An 18,824-nucleotide genomic window follows, 5' to 3' on the forward strand; every position below is an offset into this window, starting at 1 on the left:
AGTAGAGTAAGAGGCAGGGCGTAGTCGAACTATCTCCCTGCCTCTCCTCTCCGAACCGGACGTGCACCTTTCAGCGCATCCGGCTCTCCGCTTAAACGCTGGCGAAGGCCATAGCAACTTCGGGAAAGCGAGAGGTCCACGTGTTTCTGGACTCTGTCCTCAGGTAGGGATTACCCTCTGGAAGACGCCAACGGAATCGCTTTTTCCCGTGACCGACGAGTCGGTACAGGATGGCTCCACTGAATAGCCCCTGATTGGTTTTGCCATACAGCACCCAAGTCTTACTTTGACCTGAAGCCGGGGCTTTGAACCAATGACGCATCAGCGGTTTGAGCCGGGAGCGATATTTGCGGCCCAGCCAATGGGCCAGTTTCCAGAACACGACACCATCGATGTAGCTGAAGACTTTCGCTTTGTAATCGACGAACTGGTAGAACGCCGCCCAGCCTTTCAGCTTTCGGTTGATGGATTCGACCATGTCGATTTTGCTTTCACTATAATTGCCTGACAGCTTGGCGGTTAAAGATGCTGCAAAGTTACGTGCCTTATCCCGGGGGATTGTCGTCACCACCCGCATGTCGCCATAGCGGCTCCGCTTGCGGATGATGCGATGCCCCAGGAACACGAAGCCGTCATTCACATGGGTAATCTTGGTCTTATCCATGTTCAGTGTCAGCTTGAGAGTTCCTTCCAGCATCTCCCGGCATTCTTCTCTAATCGCCTCTGCCTGGGCTTTGGTGCCCTTGACGATAACCACAAAGTCATCGGCATAGCGGCAGTAGGCGACGGCTGGCTTCCATTGTCGGTTCTCTCGGATGGCTGAGCTTCGACCGATTCGGATACTGTGGTTCCAGTACCATCGATCCTTTCGGGCCTTTTTGCCGAGGTAGCGCCTATTCAGGTACTGATCGAACTCATGCAACATGATATTCGATAGCAGTGGCGATATAACACCGCCCTGAGGTACGCCCTCACTTGCTGCCCGGAAAAGACCTGCATCAATATGACCGGCTTTTATGAATCGCCAGAGAAGGTTCAGGAACCGTCGGTCCCTGATTCTGCGACGTACAGCTTTCATCAGAAGCCGGTGATGCACGGTATCAAAGTAGCTGGACAGATCCCCTTCAATGACCCAGCGTCCGCGCGTTTCCTTATTGTCCGTCAGTTGCAGTTTCACTGTACGGATCGCGTGATGAACGCTCCGCTCCGGTCGGAACCCGTAGGAGAGCGTATGGAAGTCGCTTTCCCACATGGGTTCCATCGCCATTAACATGGCCCGTTGAACGATGCGGTCGCGTAGGGTCGGGATACCCAGTGGTCGTTGCTTGCCGTTGGCCTTTGGGATATACACCCTTCGGGCCGGTAACGGCTGGTAAACATCGGAGAGTAAATCACTCCTGATCTGTTGAAGAATAGCCGGCAGCCTGTCCTGCACAGTCAGCTTGATCTCTCCGTCTATCCCGGGCGTGTCTGCCCCTTTGGAAGACAGAGTGACCCGAGCCGCTTCTGCGAGCCAGTCAGGCTGTGCTATCAGGCGCAACAACCTGTCCACCCGGCGGGTGGGGTCGGTTGTTGTCCAGGTCGCTAGCTTGCGTTGCATTTCGCTGATTATCAAAGGTCTTCACCTTGTTTGGTCAGGTAGTTTGCTTGGCAAACACGTTTAAACTGCTCCCCTTCGCCATGTAATGGGCTTTCCCCATCGCGGACTACTACGGGAGCTCCGCCAGTCAACTTGGCATCGGGGTCATGCCCCCTTGGCATCCAATATTGACCTTCCCCGGTTTACCTATCTGGACTCCAGCATGCTGAGGAGGCTGCCCATCGCACTCTTTACCCTTGCTTGCCGCAAGTTGACAGGAAGCAGCAGTCCAATCTGTGATGGATACTGCTGAACCGAAGCCCGAGCTACCAATTTGGACTTCTTCGTTTGGCAGCGCCTATGCGTCATGCTGCCCAACCTTCCCGTACGGCTTATCAGGTCACGTAAGCCGTGGTGACATTTCAACCCACAGAGTCGGATGAATGGGTTCATGTTCTTCAGCCTTTCAGCACTCAGCCTTGAGGATCATCTTGGCTTAGTGACCTCGCCTCAATCCCCGTTGTCAGCGGGTTACATCACCCTGCGGGCATACCGCAGGTCACTGCCGCTCAGGCTCACCACCCTCACAGTGGGTGGGATTGATTGGTTACTTCCTCCTGAATTACCGGTTCAATATTCCAGATAGACTCGTGGTCCATTTGAGCTTCCATGCTCGCCCTGGACTCCGGGCACACTGTAAGTAATGTCACCACACCAGACCTCGTCGGGCTGCTCTACCGAAAACTCACGATCCAGGTGATTCGGGATATCCGGTCGCTCAACGGTGGCCTGCTTATAGGCGTGAGGGCCAGGTTGCTTGCAAATCAGCCCCAGCTCACCCATCAATCTTCGTACCTTGAAGCGACCAATGACAACGCCGTCGTCATTGAGCATGCACTTGATCGTTCTGCTGCCGGCAGAGCTGCGGCTCTTGGTGAACAGGCGGTTTACCTGCGCCTTCAGGGCCAGACGCTCAACGTCTATCTGGTTCCGCCGGTGGCGGTATTCGTAATAGCTGGAACGGCTGATATCGAACGCATTGCAGACCATTTCAACAGGCATTTGCTCACTCAACTGGTCTATCAGCGCGTACGATTCAGGTCGTCCGACATCAAGAGAGCGGTAGCCTTTTTTAGTATGCTCTTCTCCATCTCAAGGCGTTTGCAGCGGGCTTCCAGCTCCTGAATCCGGCGTTGTTCCGGGGTTAAGGCTTTGCCCTTCGGGGTAATGCCTTCTCGCTCATCCGTCAGCTGTTGAACCCAGCGCCGCAAAGCACTTTCACCCACGCCCAAGGACGTAGAGGCCTGGGCAATGGTGTAACCTTGATCCAGTACCAAGCTGGCTGCTTCCTGTTTGAATTCAGGAGTAAAGGAACGTCGTTTTCTGGTCATCAGACACCTCGCTTATGGTGGCAATCTTACCACCTACGTTGGTGTCCGGAATCATTGAACCACTACAGCCTGTCTGTTTTAAGACAATCAAAACCGGACAAAATTCACGTAGTTGCTCGGGCACACTTGAACAAGTAACGTATTACATCAAGGTCAAAGGGCAGCGGTCATTCTGGTAGTTTTGCGACAACCACAACCGGACAACCCTGTGCCCAGATTCGGCGTTAATCGTGTAAACATCGGTATTAAAAGGGATTTCCAGAAGGTGCGACTTGAAACGTAACTGTTTGAACCACCTCAAATTAAGTGGATTAACCCCTACTTAAAACACCATAGAATAGTGCCCTCCGGAGGCAGAGGTCAGAGGTTCGAATCCTCTCGGGCGCGCCATGAATATCAAGGACTTGCGTGAAAGCGCAGGTCCTTTTTTTTGGCTTGTGCCCAAATGGTGCCCAGGCAGTGCCCTGATATTCAGGCACCCTTACGATCCTTACTGCAATAGCCAACTACGCCTGCAACTCATCCATCAGCCAGTTCCTGAATGCTTCCATGCCTTTGGTGAGCGGCCGGTGTTTCCGGTAAACCAGGTAAAATGCTTTCTTGGTATCGAGCGGGATATCAAAAGGCACCACCAGTTTGCCGGATTCGATTTCCCGGGAGATCAGGGTCTGGTCTGCCAGGGCCACGCCGAGATTCTCCTGGGCTGCGGCAGTAGTCAGCTGACTGCTGGACAACTGCATGGAGCCTTTGGGGGTAATGAATTCAACCCCGGCTTTCTTCAGCCAGTTATCCCACTCCCAGGTTCGCTTGCTCACGTAGATTAACGTGTGATTGGCCAGGTCTGAGGGCTTCTCAAGCGGTGGCCCGGTCTGCAAGAGGCCAGGGCCGCACACGGGCACCAGCATCACTTTGCGCAGAAACTCCACTTCAATGTCGTCCCACTCGCCATTCCCGTAGTAGACCGCCATGTCTGTGCTGGTTCGATTGAAATCCAGCAACCCCATAGACGCATTGATCTGCAATTCGACATCCGGAAATAACGCACGAAACCGGGACATCCGCGGCATCAACCACCGGATGAGGAAATTGGGGGCTACGCTGATCTGAACCACGCTGGCACCCTGGGTCACCGAGAGCCGTTGCGTCGCCATTTCGATCTCATCGAATGCGTGCTTTACAGACGCCAGGTACTGCTCCCCCTGAGGGGTCAGGGTCACTTTCCGGTTGCTGCGATGGAACAGCTCTACGCCTAAAAAATTCTCAAGCGTTTTAACCTGGTGACTGACCGCTGAAGGGGTAACGAACAACTCCTCCGAAGCCCCTGAAAAACTTAGGTTTCTCGCTGACGCCTCGAACATCTTCAAGGCATTTAAAGGTGGAAGTCGACGCATAGGGGCAAACCCTTATCATGAATTTTTCTCAGCATTGCGCTTAGAATTTATCGCTTTTTGATCGGCCTGGAAGCTCGTAGCATAAGCACCATACAAATTGCCAGTTGCCCTCAGGAGGCACCATTATGAAACAGCAAGACAGCAACATCGTTACCCAGGCAGAAGTCGACCACTATATCGCCCTGGCGACCGAATACCGCAACCAGTACATCAAAGAGCAGTTCAGCCAACTGGTAAAAAACATTAAAGAGCGTTTTCATGGCATGACCGCTCGGGTATCTACCAGCCACTAATTATCCTGGGCACATCCGAGTAGCCTCCCGGTGTGTCCAGTGCAGCAGGCGGTCAGTACGCTAGGCAATCTTTTGCCGGCGCACCCAGGCCGCCCGAAGCACTTCCGCGATCATCCCCGCAAGAAGCCCGAACACCGGGTCAGCCCATACGGTCACCAGCGCGGTTACGCCTATCACGGGCCAGCATGACGGCCTGGCTGTCCACAGACGTTTCGACGACGCCAGCTCTACAGCAGCGACCAGTAACAGGGCTCCCAGGCCTGCCGCGGGAATGGCCGCAATCACCGAAAGGCCCCCCGGCAACAAAGCCACCAGCAACAGCCCTGCTCCCAGCAAGACGGGTGCCACACCGGTTCTGGCACCGAAGCGATAGTGCGCCGCCAGCCCCCCGGCTCCGTGGCACATAGGCAAGGCACCAAAGGGCACCAGGCAGAGGTTGGCCAGGCCGGTGCTTATCGACAGGCGCGCCGGCGAAGCCCGATGAGCCTGTTCTCCGAAATAGTCTCCCGCCAGTAATGCGGTTAGCAGGATGGCGTTGGTTAATGTCAGGGCTAACTGTGGCAGTGCCAATACCGAAAACCCTTGCTGCCAGTCACTCAGGCCCGGCAGCTCCGGCCAGTTGAATGCAACGGAATCTGGCATGGCCAGCGAAAGCCCTGGCGAACCCGTTACCGCGCCAACCGCCAAAGATACACCCAACCCGATCAGCGTTGCCGGCCAGGCAGGTAACCGCCACAGAATAAAGACCAGCACCAACAAAGTGGCCAGCCCCGCCAGCCAGGACGTCGCCATCAAGCCCAGGCTCATGCCTGCCAGCAAAAGCCCCAGCCCCAGCTGAAGGCCGCTCAGTATCGACCCCGGAACCAGCCGAGCCACCCGGTTGATCCATCCGGTCACCCCTAACAACAACATGATGGCACCGATCAGAATACCACTGGCCACCAGGCTTTCGTGGCCTACCTGGGTGGTCAGTAATAAGGCGGCAACCGCTTTCATCGGCTGTACCGGGATCGGCAGGCGATAATATAATCCGGTCGCAATGTAAAACACCGCAAAACCCAGCAGCACAGGCACCGGCGCAAGCCCGGCGACCGCAATCGCGCCAAGGCTCAGGGGCAACAGCGTGCCGATATCGCCCAGCGCGCCGCTGACCTCTCTTACCCATTCTTTTCGGGTTGTAAGCATGCTGGCTCCTGTTCCACCCGTCTCTCTAACCTGGCAACTCGTCAGGCGTTATAAACCACTCGCCCCAATTCACGGATATCATAGCCACCCAGTGCATCGGCCCGTTGGGCAAAACGCTCACTGCCGGCAAAGGCCAGCAGCTGCTGCATGGCCGGCTCAAAATAGTGGCGACGGCGCATGGCCAGGTCGAAATGTTCCTGTTGCAGCGGAATAAACGCCAGCCCCTGCCGGCGTGCCGCCGCTTCAATGCCAATGCCGATATCCGCCTCACCCTGCCGGATAGCTAACGCAAGATCATCCTCACTGAGTGACGGGTGCGAGGCCCAGCCGAGTTGCTCTGCATCGATTCGATGGCGGGCAAGCAGGCTCTGCAACAAATGGCTGACACCGGCATCGGGCTGGCGGTGGGCAACCCGAATACCGGGGCGGGCGATATCTTCCAACCGTGCAAGTTTATGGGGATTATCGGCAGCAAGGAGAAGCCCCTGTTGTCGTTTCGCCCACCGGATCAGCACCAGATCACGCATCCCGCCCAGCCCCAGTGTAGCCGGGTCGTTGTACCGCTGGCTTTCGGCATGCCAGATATGCATACCGGCAAGCAGCGCCCGCCCGTTAATCAGCCGCTGCACCCCATCGCCACTGCCCTGGCACAACAACGCCAGTTCCGCGCCGCTTTCCTTCACGGCCCACTCCAGTAGCGGATCCTGGCTACCGGCCAGAACCGGCGGCGTGGGCGCGCTGACAGCGTCGTCCCCCTCCAGGTGGTTCATTAACCACAGATCAATACGCTGGCGCGGAAACAGCAGCTTTCCGGTCACCCGCACACAGGGAATAACGCCCTGACTGACCAGGTCGTAGATTTTGCGCTCCTTCAGGCGCAGATACTCGGCCGCCTCTGCGGTGGTGAGGTAGGTGGGAAGGGACATTACTCTCTCCTGCTGTCCGGCAAAGCATACTACTGTTTTTGACTGCATATATTTCAGCAGGCTGTGCAAAGCGTAGTTAGAAACGCCACGATGCTCAAATAATAAGGAGACGCAGCTTTGGAAAACAATGCGTTCTATGTAGCACTCTCGCTACTGTTCAGCCTGGATGCAGCCCTGTTCCAGATTGTGATGCTGTCGCTACAGGTATCGCTGCTGGCAGTCCTGATCGCTGCTGTGCTGGGCTTTCCCCTTGGCGCAGCGGTCGCGCTTTGGCGCTTCCCCGGCCGTGGCGGGGTCATTGTTATGCTCAACGCCCTGATGGGGTTACCACCGGTGGTGGCAGGGTTGATGGTTTATTTACTGCTTTCCCGCGCCGGGCCGCTGGGCGAACTGGGGTTTCTGTTTACGCCGGGGGCCATGGTCATTGCCCAGGTAGTGCTGGTGTTACCCATCCTGGCTGCCCTTTCGCGTCAGAAGGTCGAAGAGATGCTGGGCGAGTACCGGGAGCAATTTGTTTCTCTGGGCATGTCACGGGCACGCATGATGCCCACCCTGTTGTGGGATGCCAGGTTTGCCCTGCTAACCGTGCTGCTGGCGGGCTTTGGCCGCGCCAGCGCGGAAGTGGGCGCGGTAATGATGGTGGGGGGCAACATTGATGGGGTTACCCGGGTAATGACCACCGCTATCGTACTGGAAACCGGCAAGGGCAACCTGCCGCTGGCACTTGGGCTTGGCATTGTGCTGCTGACCCTGGTGATACTGATTAACGCCGGCGCCTACATGGTCGGTGAACTGACCCGGAGGCGAACAGGATGACCTCATTGAGCGCCTCACACCGGGTTTCCTCAACCATTGCCCCTCCGCCGGCACTGCGGTTTGAGGGCGTGACCTTCAGCCATGAAGACAAGGTGCTGCTGGGGCCCTGTTCCTTCACCCTGGACGGCATTGGCCCCACCCTGGTGATGGGGCCTAACGGAGCCGGAAAAAGCCTGCTCCTGCGGTTGGCCCACGGATTGCTTTCGCCCGGTCAGGGGAAGGTCTCGTGGTCCGGCGGGACCCCCCCGCGCCAGGCCATGGTATTCCAGCAACCGGTGCTGTTGCGCCGCTCCGCGGTGGCAAACCTCATCCACGCACTGGCCGTGAATAACGTTCCCCGGCGGGAACGCGGCAAGCTCGCGCTTGGCGCCCTGGAACGCTTTGGCCTGGCCGCCTGCGCAAAGACACCGGCCCGGTTGCTCTCCGGCGGCCAGCAGCAGCGCCTGACGCTGGCCCGGGCCTGGGCACTTTCGCCCCAGGTGCTGTTTCTGGATGAACCCACTTCTGCGCTTGATCCGGCAGCCATCAAGGCTGTAGAGACCGCCGTCCATGACTTTCACCAGAGGGGAACCCGCATTGTGATGACCACCCACGATATCCACCAGGCCCGGCGCCTTGCCGGCGATGTGTTGTTTTTATCGGGCGGAAAGCTGCGCGAGCACACCCCTGCCGAAACCTTTTTCAACCAGCCCGTTTCCCCACAGGCTCAGGCATTTGTGGCCGGCGAACTGGTCGAATAGTTGTTCCGAAAGATGCCTTTACCCACGAACGGAGAAAACAAAATGAAAAAAACCCTAAACCTGGTACTTGCCGGTGTGACGGCCATGGGCCTGGCACTCAGTGCCCATGCCGAGGATTACATTACCCTGGCCTCGACAACCTCCACCGAGAACTCGGGGCTGTTCGACTCCATTTTGCCCAAGTTTGAAGAAGCCTCCGGTATTGCGGTACGGGTGGTGGCCGTGGGCACCGGCCAGGCGTTTGAACTTGCCCGCCGGGGCGATGCCGACAGCCTCCTGGTGCATGATACGGCCGGCGAGAAGCGGTTTGTCGAAAACGGCTACGCCACCGAGCGAGCCGATGTCATGTATAACGATTTCGTGCTGATTGGCCCGGAGAGTGATCCTGCGGACGTCCGCAGCGCAAAAACGGCAGCGGAAGCCTTCGCAGCCATTGCCAATGCCGAGGCACCCTTCACATCACGGGGCGACGATAGCGGCACCAACCGTGCTGAACTGCGCCTCTGGGAAAATGCCGGGGTTGAGCCAGGCGGCGACTGGTACCGCGAACTGGGCAGCGGCATGGGGCCAACCCTGAATACCGCAGCAGCCATGGATGCCTATGTCATGTCAGACCGGGCCACCTGGGTAGCCTTCGGCAACCGCCAGAACCTCACCCTGGTCTTTGAAGGCGACGATGTGCTGTTCAACCAGTATGGCAGCCTGTTGCTGTCTGAAGAAAAGCACCCTCACCTCAAGCACGGCCTGGCCACCAAGTGGCACAACTGGTTGATTTCAGAAGACGGCCAGCGGGCCATTGCCGACTTCAAGGTGAATGGAGAGCAGCTGTTTTTCCCGAACGCCAAATAGGCTAATCTCTGGCAATCTATGTAGAGGCTGCGCTCTGCAGCCTCCATAAGACGGCCAGAGCAAAATGACGATTGATTCCATCCTTCCAGATCCTCAAGACCCCCGGCTGTCCCGTTCAGTCGAGGGCGTTGACGAAACCGGTCAACCGAAGTCGATCAGTGTTATCGAAGAACGCCCCCTGACCATCTACCTGAACAGCCAGGAGATCGTTACGGCCATGACCATCGGCGATCACCCGGAATACCTCGCTCTTGGCTTTTTACTCAATCAGGGCATGCTGAAAGCAACCGACCAGGTTACCGGCATAGATTACGACGAAGAACTGGAAGTGGCCGTGGTTCGCACCGCCGGCACCACGGACGTCGAAGACAAGCTGGAGAAGAAAACCCGCACTTCCGGCTGCGCCGTTGGCACCGTGTTCGGCGATATGATGGCCGGCCTTGAAGGCCTGGCACTGCCTGATACCCCGGTGCACACCAGCACCTTCTACGACCTTTCGTACCAGATTAACCACACCCCCAGCCTGTACATGGAAACCGGCGCCATTCACGGCACCGCTCTATGCCAGGGCCGGAACATCCTGGCCTATATGGAAGACGTGGGGCGCCATAATGCCGTCGACAAGATCGCAGGCTGGATGTATCTCAACAACATTACGGCAGCCGACAAGGTACTCTATACAACCGGCCGTCTGACGTCCGAGATGGTAATCAAGACTTCCCTGATGGGCATTCCGACGTTGATCAGCCGGTCCGGCTTCACCGCCTGGGGCGTGGATATTGCCCGTCAGGTCGGGCTGACCCTGATCGGGCGGATGCGAGGCAAGAAGTTCACCTGCCTCAGTGGCCAGCACCGACTGGTGTTCGACCAGGACCTTTCACAGGTGCCGGATGAAGACAAAAAAATGCGTCGAAAAGGGGCTGAACATGAGTAAGTGCGCCGTCATCCTGGCCGGCGGCCAGGCCAACCGCATGGGCGGTGTTGATAAAGGCCGGTTGATGCTGGGCGATCAGTCCCTGATTCAACGAGTTATCGGCAGAATTACGCCGCAGGTAGACGCCGTGGTGCTAAATGCCAATGGCGACCTGGGCCGCTTCGATGATCTTGGCTTGCCCGTGGTCGCCGACTCCATACCGGATTACGCAGGCCCCCTGGCCGGCATTCTGGCAGGCATGGACTGGGCCGCTGAACAGGGGCATGACTGGCTGTTCAGCGTGGCGGCAGACACGCCGTCATTCCCCCTCGACCTGGTCGAACGCCTGTCCGGCGTCGACGCTCCAGTGGTACTGGCGGCAACTCCGGACCCGGAACGTGGCCGGATCCCCCAGCCAACCTTTGGCCGCTGGGATGTTTCGCTGCGAAACGACCTGAGGGATGCCCTGAACGACGGCGTGCGCAAAATCCGCCAGTGGACGCTGGCCCATGGTGAGTCGCTGGTGATGTTCGATGAGGTCGACTTTTTCAACATCAATACACCGGAAGACCTGGCCTGGGCAGAGCAGCACCTGAAATGAATGTGATCGGCATCGTAGGCTGGAAAAATTCGGGCAAGACTACCCTGGCCAGCGCAGTGATTCGTGAATTATCCGCCCGGGGCCTGAACGTCAGCTCTATCAAGCACGCCCATCACCTGGTGGATGTGGACCAACCCGGAACCGACAGCTACAAACACCGGGAGGCCGGCGCACAGGAGGTCATCCTGGCGGGCGGCCAGCGCTTTGCCATCATGCATGAACTCCGGGGCGCCAGGGAGCCGACGCTGGACGAGTTGCTAACCCGGCTGGGCCCCTGCGATTGGGTTGTGGTAGAGGGTTTCAAAACCCACTCTCACCCCAAAATCGAGGTGCACCGAAAGGACAGCACCCGCGCCGCCCTGTATCACGAGAACTCCAGCATCGTTGCCGTCGTGGCAGACTATGCTGCGGACTTCCAAGGCCCGGTTTTCGACATCAACGATGTCTCCGGAATCGCTGACTTTATCCTGAAGCGTGAACCGTCATGAGCAGCAGCGCCAATCAAGAAAGCACCGTAAAACCGCTTCGTAACGACTGTTTTGCCCTGCCTCCCGGCGTAAACTGGACGCCGGTAGACGAGGCCCTGGAGCGTTTGCGATCCCGTTTACACCCGGTGGTGGGTGTGGAGCACTGCGTTCCTCTCTCGCAGCTGAACGGCCGCATACTGGCCACCGACGTGTTTGCTCCCCGGGCCCACCCGCCGAGCAACAATTCCGCGGTTGATGGCTATGCGTTTGCCGGCCCCCTGACCGAAGTGCCCTGCGCACTGCCGCTGGTCGACGGCCGCAGCGCCGCCGGTGAACCCTATAGGGAACAGGTTCCCGAAGGCCACGCTATCCGCATCCTCACCGGAGCAGTCATGCCGGCAGGTACAGACACGGTAGTGCTGGAAGAAGACTGCGAAGTCATCAATGGCCAGTTGCACCTGAACGGCACACTGAAGGCAGGCGCCAACCGGCGCCTGGCCGGAGAGGATATACAGGTGCAGGACCGGATTCTAAACGCCGGTACCCGCCTGACGCCCACCCAGATTTCCGTACTCGCCAGCGTGGGCGTGGAATCCGTCGACGTTTACCAGCGCCTGCGGGTTGGCGTGCTGTCGACCGGTGATGAAGTAAAGCCCGTTGGTGCCCCGATCACTGACTGGCAGATATACGATGCCAACCGCCCGATGCTGAGCTCGATGATCACGCAGCTGGGCTATGAACTGATCGACCTGGGCCACGTACTGGACCGGCCTGAAGCCGTGAAAGAGGCGCTGGAGCGCGGCGCGGAACAGTGCGACCTGATCCTCACCAGCGGCGGTGTTTCTGCGGGGGATGAAGACCACGTATCGAAAACCCTGAAAGCCCATGGCGAGATCAGCAACTGGCGCATTGCCATCAAGCCGGGCCGTCCCCTTGCCCTGGCCATGTTCAAGGGCACACCTGTGGTGGGCCTGCCGGGCAACCCGGTTGCCGCCTGGGTTTGTGCACTGCGATTTGGCGCGCCGGCCATGGCCTTGATGGCCGGTGCGGAATGGTTTGAGCCCCAGAGTTATCTCGTGCCGGCCAACTTTTCCAAGAACAAGAAACCGGGGCGCAGCGAGATGTTGCGCGCCCGTGTTCGCGATGGAAAAGTTGAGGTATTCGGTTCCGAAGGCTCCGGGCGGGTCACCGGCCTGGCCTGGTCCGAGGGCATGGTCGAGCTGGACGAAAGCGCCCGGCAGATCGAACCGGGCACCCCGGTAAAGTTCATTCCCTACGGCAGCTTCGGGCTGTAATCAATCGACGCTGCCGTGTACCGCAAAGGCCTCCAGCGAGGCATCCTGCGGGGCCCGGGAACGGTAGGTTTCCTCAACCCCCAGATCGGTCAGCCGGCGGCTGACCATCAGCAGGGTATTGTCTTCGAAGTCCTCGCACATGGTGCGCATCTGGTCGATTTCTTCGCAGGCCACGGGGTAGGCCGCATCAATATCCGGCGCGCCGTAGATCTCGACAAAGGTTTGCGCCAAGGTCCGGCGTAACTGCTCCAGTTCCGCTTCGGTGATGTTGCACACCCCCACAAAACTGGCCCGGCCACCAGACTCGATGCTGTACCAGCCGTTACTGAAGGCCTGGCGGGCCTTGCCCTTCAGGTCTGCTTCGGTCCAGTTGGAAAACTCGAAGCCGCCGGAAATGGCCCACTCACCACTGGGTGCCGGGTTTTCAAAAACATTTTCATCGGATACGTCCAGCCTCAGGGTTCGTGCCAGCTTCATACATGCTCCGCGAATTCAATCAAGCTCACTGTTTCGGTCATCACACCCTCCCGCAGCAGCATCCGGCCTTTTTCATCCAGCCCGACAAACAGCCCGGGCTTCGGATACTCGATCGTTTTGCCCAGGGTGTCACAGCGGGGCCGCCATTCGTTGTGTACCCGCTCGAACCCGCTGTCCAGGAAGTAGGTCAGCCATAACAGGGTGTGTTTGGACCAGCTTTCCAGCAACGCCATGGGGGTGATATCCACACACCCTTCCTCGTGCAGGCAGGTTTCATTCGGGTTGGCACCCGGCTCGTCGCCGGCCGGGATAAAGGGCACATCAATGCCGATTACCAGCCAGTTGGGGCAGGCTTTGGGATCGGACACATCCGCCGCAAAGCGGACACTACCGCAGACAGCACCGTTCACCTTGATACGATCGGGCCACTGGAAATGTACCGGCACTTCCGGCGGGGCCAGGGCGCCGAGGCTCTCGGCCAGGCCGACCTGGGCCACGTAGACTGCCTGGATGGCTTCTTCCAGGGGCGTTTCCGGTGCCAGCACCAGGGCCGCATGCAGGGTATCGGGGCCCTCCGAGTAGAACACCGTACCCGAATCGACGCCGGCAATGGCCCGGCTGACCGCCTTGGCAAACGGATCCATGTGTCTGGGCACCGCTTCGCCCGTGAGCAACGGCGGGAACTGGGGTGACTGCATCATCGGATGGCCCGGGCGTAGAGATCAGAGGCGATGATTTCATCGGCAATGCGCTGGAAGGCTTTTGCCTGTGGGCTCTCTGGCTTGGAGACCACGATCGGCACACCGCCGTCCGAACCCAGCCGGATATCCAGGTCCAGCGGGATCTCTCCGAGGAAGGGCGCGCCAAGCTTTTCAGCCTCGGCCCGGGCACCGCCGTGTCCGAACGGGTGATGCTCCTTGCCGCAACCGTCACAGATAAACGACGCCATGTTCTCGATCAGCCCGAACAGGGGCACTTCCATCCGCTGGAACATGTCGATGCCCTTGCGTGCATCCATCAGAGCAATGTCCTGGGGCGTGGAGACCACCACGGCACCGGCCACAAAGAATTTCTGGCTCAGGGTCATCTGCACGTCACCGGTCCCCGGGGGCAAGTCCACCAGCAGTACATCCAGCCGGCCCCACTCCACCTGGTTCATCATCTGTTGCAGGGCGCCCATCAGCATGGGGCCACGCCAGACAATGGCTTCGTCTTCCGGAGCCATCAAACCCAGAGACATCAGGGTTACCCCGTGATTGCGCAGCGGCAGGATAGTGTGGCCATCGGGGCTGGACGGGCGGCCTGAAACACCCAGCATGCGGGGCTGGCTGGGGCCGTATACGTCGGCATCCAGCAGCCCTACTTTCAGGCCTTTCGAGGCCAGCGCAACCGCCAGGTTCGACGCCACCGTCGACTTGCCCACGCCGCCCTTACCCGAGGCAATGGCAATAATACGATCAACGCCCTTCGGGTTCTTGTCCTGTGGCCGGGGCGCGTCGGTTCCAATCAGGTTGTCTTTTCCTACTTCGGTGTATTGAACCATGTTACTTCCCGTCTAGTGTTCAGCTGTCCCGATAGTCGTCACTGGTGCGAACCCGGGGGCGCTCACCGCCCGCCATGGGTGCGTTGTTGCCATGGTACTGGGCCTTGACCCGGCAGTCGTCGCACATTTTGATCAGCTGAACATTATCAGATTTGGTGTACATCCAGTGCTGGTTCTCCAGCTTTTCAACAATCCGGTTAATGGTGCTGGCAACACCAAACGGCTTACCACACTGGATGCACTCGAAAGGTTCCTCGCCATGCAACGCCCGGGGGCTCAGCGCGTCCTTCGACAGGTCCAGCCGGGGCTTCAGGGTGATGGCCGTCTCGGGGCAGGTACTCTCGCAGATGCCGCACTGGACGCAGGCGTTTTCGGTAAAGCGTACTTCTGGCCGATCAGGGTGATCGCCCAGAGCCCCGGTAGGGCACAGCGACACACAGGCCAGGCACAGCGTGCACTTGTCGGAATCAATCTCGACGGCGCCATAGGGTGCGCCGGCCGGCAGCGGAATCGGCGCCTCGATGTTATCTGCCATCGCGTTGGCCGTTACCCGGGTGATATCACGGCGCCCGCCCACCAACAGTACCGATTCACTCACCCGCCCGGCGTTGTCGCCCGCGGCGCAGAGTTCGATGGCTTCGATAACCCGGACCCGGCTGGGAGAGTTCCGGGTGCCCGTAAGCATGGCCTGGGCCAGTTCAACTTCCGCCGCAACCGCCCGGCGGTCAATCTCGTTGTCAGGCAGAATCAGCACTTCCGCGTAACCGGCACCGAAGGCTGCCATGATTTCGGCATGGCCAACCCGGTCAATGTGCTCCAGCCCGAGCGGAATCAGATCGTCTGCCAGGCCATCATCGTAACGGGCCAGGTAGGCAATCGCCTCAGCGCCGGCATCCAGGGTATGAAACACCAGCCTCGGGGCCTCGCCAGATTGCTCGCGATAAACCCGGGCCATCACCTCCAGGTTTCGTGTGATGGCTTCGAAGGAGGTCTCGTTCATGGTAATCGCAGAGGTCGGGCAAACCGCCGCGCAGGATCCGCAACCGGCGCAGATGTCCGAGTCGATCTGGATATGTTCGCCGGCAGAGAAAATGGCCTCGGTGCAGCATACGTCCAGGCAACGGGTACAGCCCGGCTGATTGGCCCGGGAATGGGCACACAGGGATTCTTCCAGCCGGAAGTACACGGTCTTCTCGAACTCACCCACCATCTCCCTTGCGTTCAGGGCAATGCGCTCAAGCTCCCCGGTCCTGGCCGGGTCGGCCCAGAAGTAGCCGTTACGTTTCTCGTGGCTGGGGAATGCCGGGCCCATGCCGCGCAGGTCGATAAAGATGTCACATTCACTGTGGGCGGTGGCTTTCGCCTCGCCGTAACCGGGCTCGCCCCGGCCGGCGGGATTCAGCATCTGCAGGCCGGAGAACTCCAGCTTGAAGTTGCCCAGTGCGCCATAGGCACTGGTCAGCTTGCCCTTCGCCACGTCGTAGGCCGCCGAGGGCAGTTGTACCGGCCCCGCATCATTGACGATACAGGTCACGCCGAGTTCATCCTGAACCAGTTCGGCCATGCGTATGGCCTGCTCGGTGGGGCCAACAACACAGCATACACCGCTGGAACGGATGGTTTTCACCGGTGCCACGGGGGCCGGCAACTGAGCCGCAGCCATCAGCGCTGCCTGCTTGGCATGGAGGCGTTTCGGATTCGCCTGCGGCGCACTCCACCCCGCGCGATCCCGGATATCGAGGGTGCTCAGGGGCGCGGAATGCTGGATCTCCGCCTGTATATCCTCGCCCAGGCGCTCGAACAGAGCCGCCTGCTGGCCACAGGCAATAAGTACTTCGTTTGCGCCACCCAGGTGCTCCGCAGCGGTTTTCATGTCTGTGCCGCACAGCTGATCCACAACGATGACCTGCTCGGCTGCCGCGGCCGCCTGCAGTGCCTTCGGATCAAAGCTCTGTGTTTTGTCACAGGTGCATAACAGTAGGGTCTTGTGTGCCGTCATCAGGAATTTGGCTCTTTTCGTTGTTTTTCTGCGTATACAGATTAATTCTGACTTTCGAGCATGCCACAGGCTTTTACGTAAGGACAATTGGATAATTGTTTGTGTCCTGCTAGCTTAGGGCTATAACAAAACGAGAATTCCCATGAGCAGTCGTACAGAGCATTGGAAACGTGAGTTACAGGTGGGGGCCGTTGTACGCCGTACCCCGGGGATAACCCGCTGGGCGAAAGACATCTGGAAGCCCGTGGCGGTGATACCCGGCGCTCCGGAGGCGTTCTGGAAAGAGCTGGTTCGCGAGGACGAAGTGGTCGATTACCACGCGGGCACGGTCACCATGGAGTTGTTCCGCGCGGATGTAGAGGGCTACCTGGTCTCCCTGAATATGGCCGTGCCTTCCGTCTGGATTGTCATGGACAAGGACCAGACTGGCCAGTCCCCGTCTGGCTGGGTGGTCAGCACTGTTACCGCCAGTGCCCACGAGGCGCTGGATTCCCTGGATAGTGGCGAAAGCATTGTCGAACCGGTTCCGATTCCCGAGTCCCTGGCGGCCTGGATCAAGGAATTTATCGATATGCACTACATCGAGGAGCCCTTCAAGAAACGCCGCCGCAATGAGGTTGCTGTCGACACCGTCGAAGACGGCAAGGGCGACCCCCGGATTCGCCAGGAAAGCGACGTTTACCGCGCGCCCTCCAATATCAAGAAGCCGAGGGTTCACTGATGGCTGAGTCACGTCTTCAGCGCTGGGCGCGCAAAAAGGCCGAAGCGGGCAAACCGGCCGAACCTGTCCCTCCCCAAACCAATGACCCCGAGCCTTCACCCGAGGAACAGGAGCTCGCCCTCAATGAAGCCCTGCCCGAGCAGGAGGTGCTGGCGAAGTACAACCTGCCCGACCCCGACACTCTTGAACTGGGTGCGGACATCACCGGCTTCATGCGTAAAGAGATTCCGGAATTACTGCGCCGCAAGGCCCTGCGGGCACTGTGGAAAACCAACCCGGTGCTGGCGGTGCTGGACGGCCTGAATGACTACGACGAAGACTACACGGATGCCGCCCTCGCCACCAAAACCGTAAACACCCTGTATAAGGTGGGACAGGGCATGTTCGATAAGAACACCCGCCGTGAAGAACAGGGCGACACACAGATCGAGCCCCGGGCGAGCTCTCCAAACGTGATTCCACCTGCCCCGAAACAGGCGCCCCCTGTGAGCGCTGACAATGAACCTGCGCCCGAAACCCCGGTCATACCTTCAGCAGAGTCTTATCCGGCCGAGCCGGCAATTTCCGAACCCCGGGAAGAGTGGGAGCCACGCTACAGGCCGAGGATGCGTTTCGAATCCTGACGGCCGGAAGTATGATTGCACCGGATACAGGTTAGGGCTATAACTTACAAATGACTGTCTGAAAGTCGTACAAAAATCCGAAGGAAAAAGACTTGTCTGATACCGCTGCACTTCAATGCCCCCGCTCGATCACTGACGAAGACCGCGCCCGGGCCCAGATCTACCAATTACTGGCTGTATTGTTAAGCAGCCCGCCTTCGGACGAGCTGCTTAAAGGGCTGGCGTCCTTGCAGGGTGACGACACCCCCCTGGGTTCCGCCTACAAAAACCTGGCCGCCCTTGCCCAACGTACTACGGCCGTCGACGCCGAGCAGGAGTTCAATAACCTGTTCATTGGCGTAGGCCGGGGTGAGCTGTTGCCCTATGCCAGTTATTACCTGACCGGCTTCCTGAACGAGAAACCGCTGGCAGACCTGCGTACCGACCTGATGGCCCGGGGAATCAAGGTCAGCGACGGCGTTAAAGAACCGGAAGATCACATCGGTACCCTGTGTGAAATCATGGCGGGCATTATTACCGGCGAATTCGCCTGCGACAGCGATGTGTCATCACAGAAAGCTTTTTTTGACGCCCACATGGCAAAGTGGGCGGCGTTATTTTTTACGGATCTGGAAGAAGCGCAAAGCTCAGTCCTCTACGCTCCGGTCGGCTCGCTGGGCCGGGCCTTCATGGCGGTAGAGGCGGATGCCTTTGCAATTCAATAACCGGGATCTGCGCGATCCCTTAACTCAGGTGGAGGAGTCCGATGGACAGCCCGAAGCGTGAAAACAGTCGGCGCCGCTTCCTGCAACTGGCCGCATCTGCAGCACCCGCTGCTGTTGCCATGGCCGTTGCACCGAACGCTGCAGCCGGGGTGGCAACAGAAGCCCCGAAAAGCAGCGGTCTGCGCGACACTGAACACACTCGCAAGTATTTCGAATCGGCTCGCTTTTAAGGATGCGTGAATCATTCAAGGTTGCGTGACGCTCTTGGATGATCACACCTCCGGAAAAACGAGAATAAAAAGAGAGAGGTA

The 18,824-nt window shown here is 58.8% G+C and carries 20 protein-coding genes and 1 pseudogene; 12 read left to right on the forward strand and 9 right to left on the reverse strand.

Translation table 11 applies throughout. The features are described from left to right. Positions 1–91: 91 nt before the first annotated feature. From ltrA to gcvA, 3 genes and pseudogenes are all read right to left on the reverse strand, one after another. Entirely contained in the window at positions 92–1,615 is a 1,524-nt protein-coding gene (gene ltrA, locus B9Q17_RS16020) for a group II intron reverse transcriptase/maturase (protein ID WP_094625972.1), read from the reverse strand. A 660-nt stretch (positions 1,616–2,275) separates the two neighbouring features. Beyond that, positions 2,276–2,970 (reverse strand): annotated as a pseudogene (locus B9Q17_RS18425) (IS3 family transposase); the annotation flags it as partial. A gap of 506 nt (positions 2,971–3,476) precedes the next feature. After that, a complete protein-coding gene (gene gcvA, locus B9Q17_RS16045) occupies positions 3,477–4,361 on the reverse strand; it encodes a transcriptional regulator GcvA (RefSeq protein ID WP_094625975.1) in 885 nt (294 codons plus the stop codon). A 125-nt stretch (positions 4,362–4,486) separates the two neighbouring features. Between gcvA and B9Q17_RS18105 the strand changes: the two genes are divergently transcribed. Continuing rightward, positions 4,487–4,654, forward strand: a complete 168-nt coding sequence (locus B9Q17_RS18105) for an RSP_7527 family protein (protein WP_154707656.1) — start codon at positions 4,487–4,489, stop codon at positions 4,652–4,654. Between the two features lie 60 nt (positions 4,655–4,714). Here B9Q17_RS18105 and B9Q17_RS16050 read toward each other — a convergent pair whose 3' ends face one another. Then, positions 4,715–5,839: a molybdate transporter family protein gene (locus B9Q17_RS16050; protein WP_094625976.1), complete on the reverse strand. Its 1,125-nt coding sequence runs from the start codon at positions 5,837–5,839 to the stop codon at positions 4,715–4,717. A gap of 41 nt (positions 5,840–5,880) precedes the next feature. Next, positions 5,881–6,765, reverse strand: a complete 885-nt coding sequence (locus B9Q17_RS16055) for a substrate-binding domain-containing protein (protein ID WP_022989805.1) — start codon at positions 6,763–6,765, stop codon at positions 5,881–5,883. Between the two features lie 117 nt (positions 6,766–6,882). On the opposite strand from B9Q17_RS16055, the gene B9Q17_RS16060 reads away from it, so the two are divergent. From B9Q17_RS16060 to B9Q17_RS16090, 7 genes are all read left to right on the forward strand, one after another. Beyond that, complete coding sequence (locus B9Q17_RS16060; RefSeq protein ID WP_094625977.1) at positions 6,883–7,581, forward strand: ABC transporter permease; 699 nt, start codon at positions 6,883–6,885, stop codon at positions 7,579–7,581. Then, positions 7,578–8,321: an ATP-binding cassette domain-containing protein gene (locus tag B9Q17_RS16065; RefSeq protein ID WP_094625978.1), complete on the forward strand. Its 744-nt coding sequence runs from the start codon at positions 7,578–7,580 to the stop codon at positions 8,319–8,321. The genes B9Q17_RS16060 and B9Q17_RS16065 overlap by 4 nt, the downstream gene beginning before the upstream one ends. Before the next feature lie 42 nt (positions 8,322–8,363). Further along, positions 8,364–9,170, forward strand: a complete 807-nt coding sequence (locus tag B9Q17_RS16070; RefSeq protein WP_094625979.1) for an ABC transporter substrate-binding protein — start codon at positions 8,364–8,366, stop codon at positions 9,168–9,170. 64 nt (positions 9,171–9,234) lie between these two features. Further along, positions 9,235–10,104 carry a formate dehydrogenase accessory sulfurtransferase FdhD gene (locus tag B9Q17_RS16075; RefSeq protein WP_094625980.1) on the forward strand — a complete coding sequence of 290 codons (870 nt, stop codon included), beginning with the start codon at positions 9,235–9,237 and terminating at the stop codon, positions 10,102–10,104. Then, a complete protein-coding gene (mobA, locus tag B9Q17_RS16080; protein ID WP_094625981.1) occupies positions 10,097–10,684 on the forward strand; it encodes a molybdenum cofactor guanylyltransferase MobA in 588 nt (195 codons plus the stop codon). Before B9Q17_RS16075 ends, mobA begins: the two co-directional genes overlap by 8 nt. Then, positions 10,681–11,172 (forward strand): molybdopterin-guanine dinucleotide biosynthesis protein B, encoded by a 492-nt coding sequence (mobB, locus tag B9Q17_RS16085; RefSeq protein ID WP_022989811.1) that lies wholly within the window; start codon positions 10,681–10,683, stop codon positions 11,170–11,172. Before mobA ends, mobB begins: the two co-directional genes overlap by 4 nt. Continuing rightward, positions 11,169–12,446, forward strand: a complete 1,278-nt coding sequence (locus B9Q17_RS16090; RefSeq protein ID WP_094625982.1) for a molybdopterin-binding protein — start codon at positions 11,169–11,171, stop codon at positions 12,444–12,446. The genes mobB and B9Q17_RS16090 overlap by 4 nt, the downstream gene beginning before the upstream one ends. On the opposite strand, the gene B9Q17_RS16095 is transcribed toward B9Q17_RS16090, so the two are convergent. The 4 genes from B9Q17_RS16095 to B9Q17_RS16110 are packed head-to-tail and all read right to left on the reverse strand — an operon-like array spanning position 12,447 to position 16,465. Then, the gene (locus tag B9Q17_RS16095) at positions 12,447–12,923 is read right to left on the reverse strand and encodes a DUF6505 family protein (protein ID WP_022989813.1); all 477 of its coding nucleotides are present in this window, start codon (positions 12,921–12,923) and stop codon (positions 12,447–12,449) included. It lies immediately after the preceding gene. Further along, positions 12,920–13,624, reverse strand: coding sequence for a biotin/lipoate--protein ligase family protein (locus B9Q17_RS16100; RefSeq protein WP_094625983.1), 705 nt, complete (start codon positions 13,622–13,624; stop codon positions 12,920–12,922). The genes B9Q17_RS16095 and B9Q17_RS16100 overlap by 4 nt, the downstream gene beginning before the upstream one ends. After that, a complete protein-coding gene (locus B9Q17_RS16105) occupies positions 13,621–14,466 on the reverse strand; it encodes an Mrp/NBP35 family ATP-binding protein (protein ID WP_094625984.1) in 846 nt (281 codons plus the stop codon). Before B9Q17_RS16105 ends, B9Q17_RS16100 begins: the two co-directional genes overlap by 4 nt. A gap of 19 nt (positions 14,467–14,485) precedes the next feature. After that, entirely contained in the window at positions 14,486–16,465 is a 1,980-nt protein-coding gene (locus B9Q17_RS16110) for a 4Fe-4S binding protein (protein ID WP_094625985.1), read from the reverse strand. Positions 16,466–16,607: 142 nt separating this feature from the next. On the opposite strand from B9Q17_RS16110, the gene B9Q17_RS16115 reads away from it, so the two are divergent. From B9Q17_RS16115 to B9Q17_RS16130, 4 genes are all read left to right on the forward strand, one after another. Continuing rightward, positions 16,608–17,186 carry a DUF3305 domain-containing protein gene (locus tag B9Q17_RS16115; RefSeq protein ID WP_094625986.1) on the forward strand — a complete coding sequence of 193 codons (579 nt, stop codon included), beginning with the start codon at positions 16,608–16,610 and terminating at the stop codon, positions 17,184–17,186. Further along, positions 17,186–17,809: a DUF3306 domain-containing protein gene (locus tag B9Q17_RS16120; protein ID WP_094625987.1), complete on the forward strand. Its 624-nt coding sequence runs from the start codon at positions 17,186–17,188 to the stop codon at positions 17,807–17,809. Before B9Q17_RS16115 ends, B9Q17_RS16120 begins: the two co-directional genes overlap by 1 nt. 92 nt (positions 17,810–17,901) lie before the next feature. Continuing rightward, positions 17,902–18,513, forward strand: a complete 612-nt coding sequence (locus B9Q17_RS16125) for a TorD/DmsD family molecular chaperone (RefSeq protein ID WP_094625988.1) — start codon at positions 17,902–17,904, stop codon at positions 18,511–18,513. A gap of 41 nt (positions 18,514–18,554) precedes the next feature. Further along, the gene (locus B9Q17_RS16130; protein ID WP_022989820.1) at positions 18,555–18,743 is read left to right on the forward strand and encodes a hypothetical protein; all 189 of its coding nucleotides are present in this window, start codon (positions 18,555–18,557) and stop codon (positions 18,741–18,743) included. Positions 18,744–18,824: the final 81 nt, after the last annotated feature.

The sequence above is a fragment of the Marinobacter vinifirmus genome, assembly GCF_002258215.1.
GTDB classification, from domain to species: domain Bacteria; phylum Pseudomonadota; class Gammaproteobacteria; order Pseudomonadales; family Oleiphilaceae; genus Marinobacter; species Marinobacter vinifirmus.

Coding starts and splice junctions, on each gene's coding strand:
- gcvA (WP_094625975.1), bottom strand. CDS start 4,361: ATGCGTCGACTTCCACCTTTAAATGCCTTGAAGATGTTCGAGGCGTCA.
- B9Q17_RS18105 (WP_154707656.1), top strand. CDS start 4,487: ATGAAACAGCAAGACAGCAACATCGTTACCCAGGCAGAAGTCGACCAC.
- B9Q17_RS16050 (WP_094625976.1), bottom strand. CDS start 5,839: ATGCTTACAACCCGAAAAGAATGGGTAAGAGAGGTCAGCGGCGCGCTG.
- B9Q17_RS16055 (WP_022989805.1), bottom strand. CDS start 6,765: ATGTCCCTTCCCACCTACCTCACCACCGCAGAGGCGGCCGAGTATCTG.
- B9Q17_RS16065 (WP_094625978.1), top strand. CDS start 7,578: ATGACCTCATTGAGCGCCTCACACCGGGTTTCCTCAACCATTGCCCCT.
- B9Q17_RS16070 (WP_094625979.1), top strand. CDS start 8,364: ATGAAAAAAACCCTAAACCTGGTACTTGCCGGTGTGACGGCCATGGGC.
- B9Q17_RS16075 (WP_094625980.1), top strand. CDS start 9,235: ATGACGATTGATTCCATCCTTCCAGATCCTCAAGACCCCCGGCTGTCC.
- mobA (WP_094625981.1), top strand. CDS start 10,097: ATGAGTAAGTGCGCCGTCATCCTGGCCGGCGGCCAGGCCAACCGCATG.
- mobB (WP_022989811.1), top strand. CDS start 10,681: ATGAATGTGATCGGCATCGTAGGCTGGAAAAATTCGGGCAAGACTACC.
- B9Q17_RS16090 (WP_094625982.1), top strand. CDS start 11,169: ATGAGCAGCAGCGCCAATCAAGAAAGCACCGTAAAACCGCTTCGTAAC.
- B9Q17_RS16095 (WP_022989813.1), bottom strand. CDS start 12,923: ATGAAGCTGGCACGAACCCTGAGGCTGGACGTATCCGATGAAAATGTT.
- B9Q17_RS16100 (WP_094625983.1), bottom strand. CDS start 13,624: ATGATGCAGTCACCCCAGTTCCCGCCGTTGCTCACGGGCGAAGCGGTG.
- B9Q17_RS16105 (WP_094625984.1), bottom strand. CDS start 14,466: ATGGTTCAATACACCGAAGTAGGAAAAGACAACCTGATTGGAACCGAC.
- B9Q17_RS16110 (WP_094625985.1), bottom strand. CDS start 16,465: ATGACGGCACACAAGACCCTACTGTTATGCACCTGTGACAAAACACAG.
- B9Q17_RS16115 (WP_094625986.1), top strand. CDS start 16,608: ATGAGCAGTCGTACAGAGCATTGGAAACGTGAGTTACAGGTGGGGGCC.
- B9Q17_RS16120 (WP_094625987.1), top strand. CDS start 17,186: ATGGCTGAGTCACGTCTTCAGCGCTGGGCGCGCAAAAAGGCCGAAGCG.
- B9Q17_RS16130 (WP_022989820.1), top strand. CDS start 18,555: ATGGACAGCCCGAAGCGTGAAAACAGTCGGCGCCGCTTCCTGCAACTG.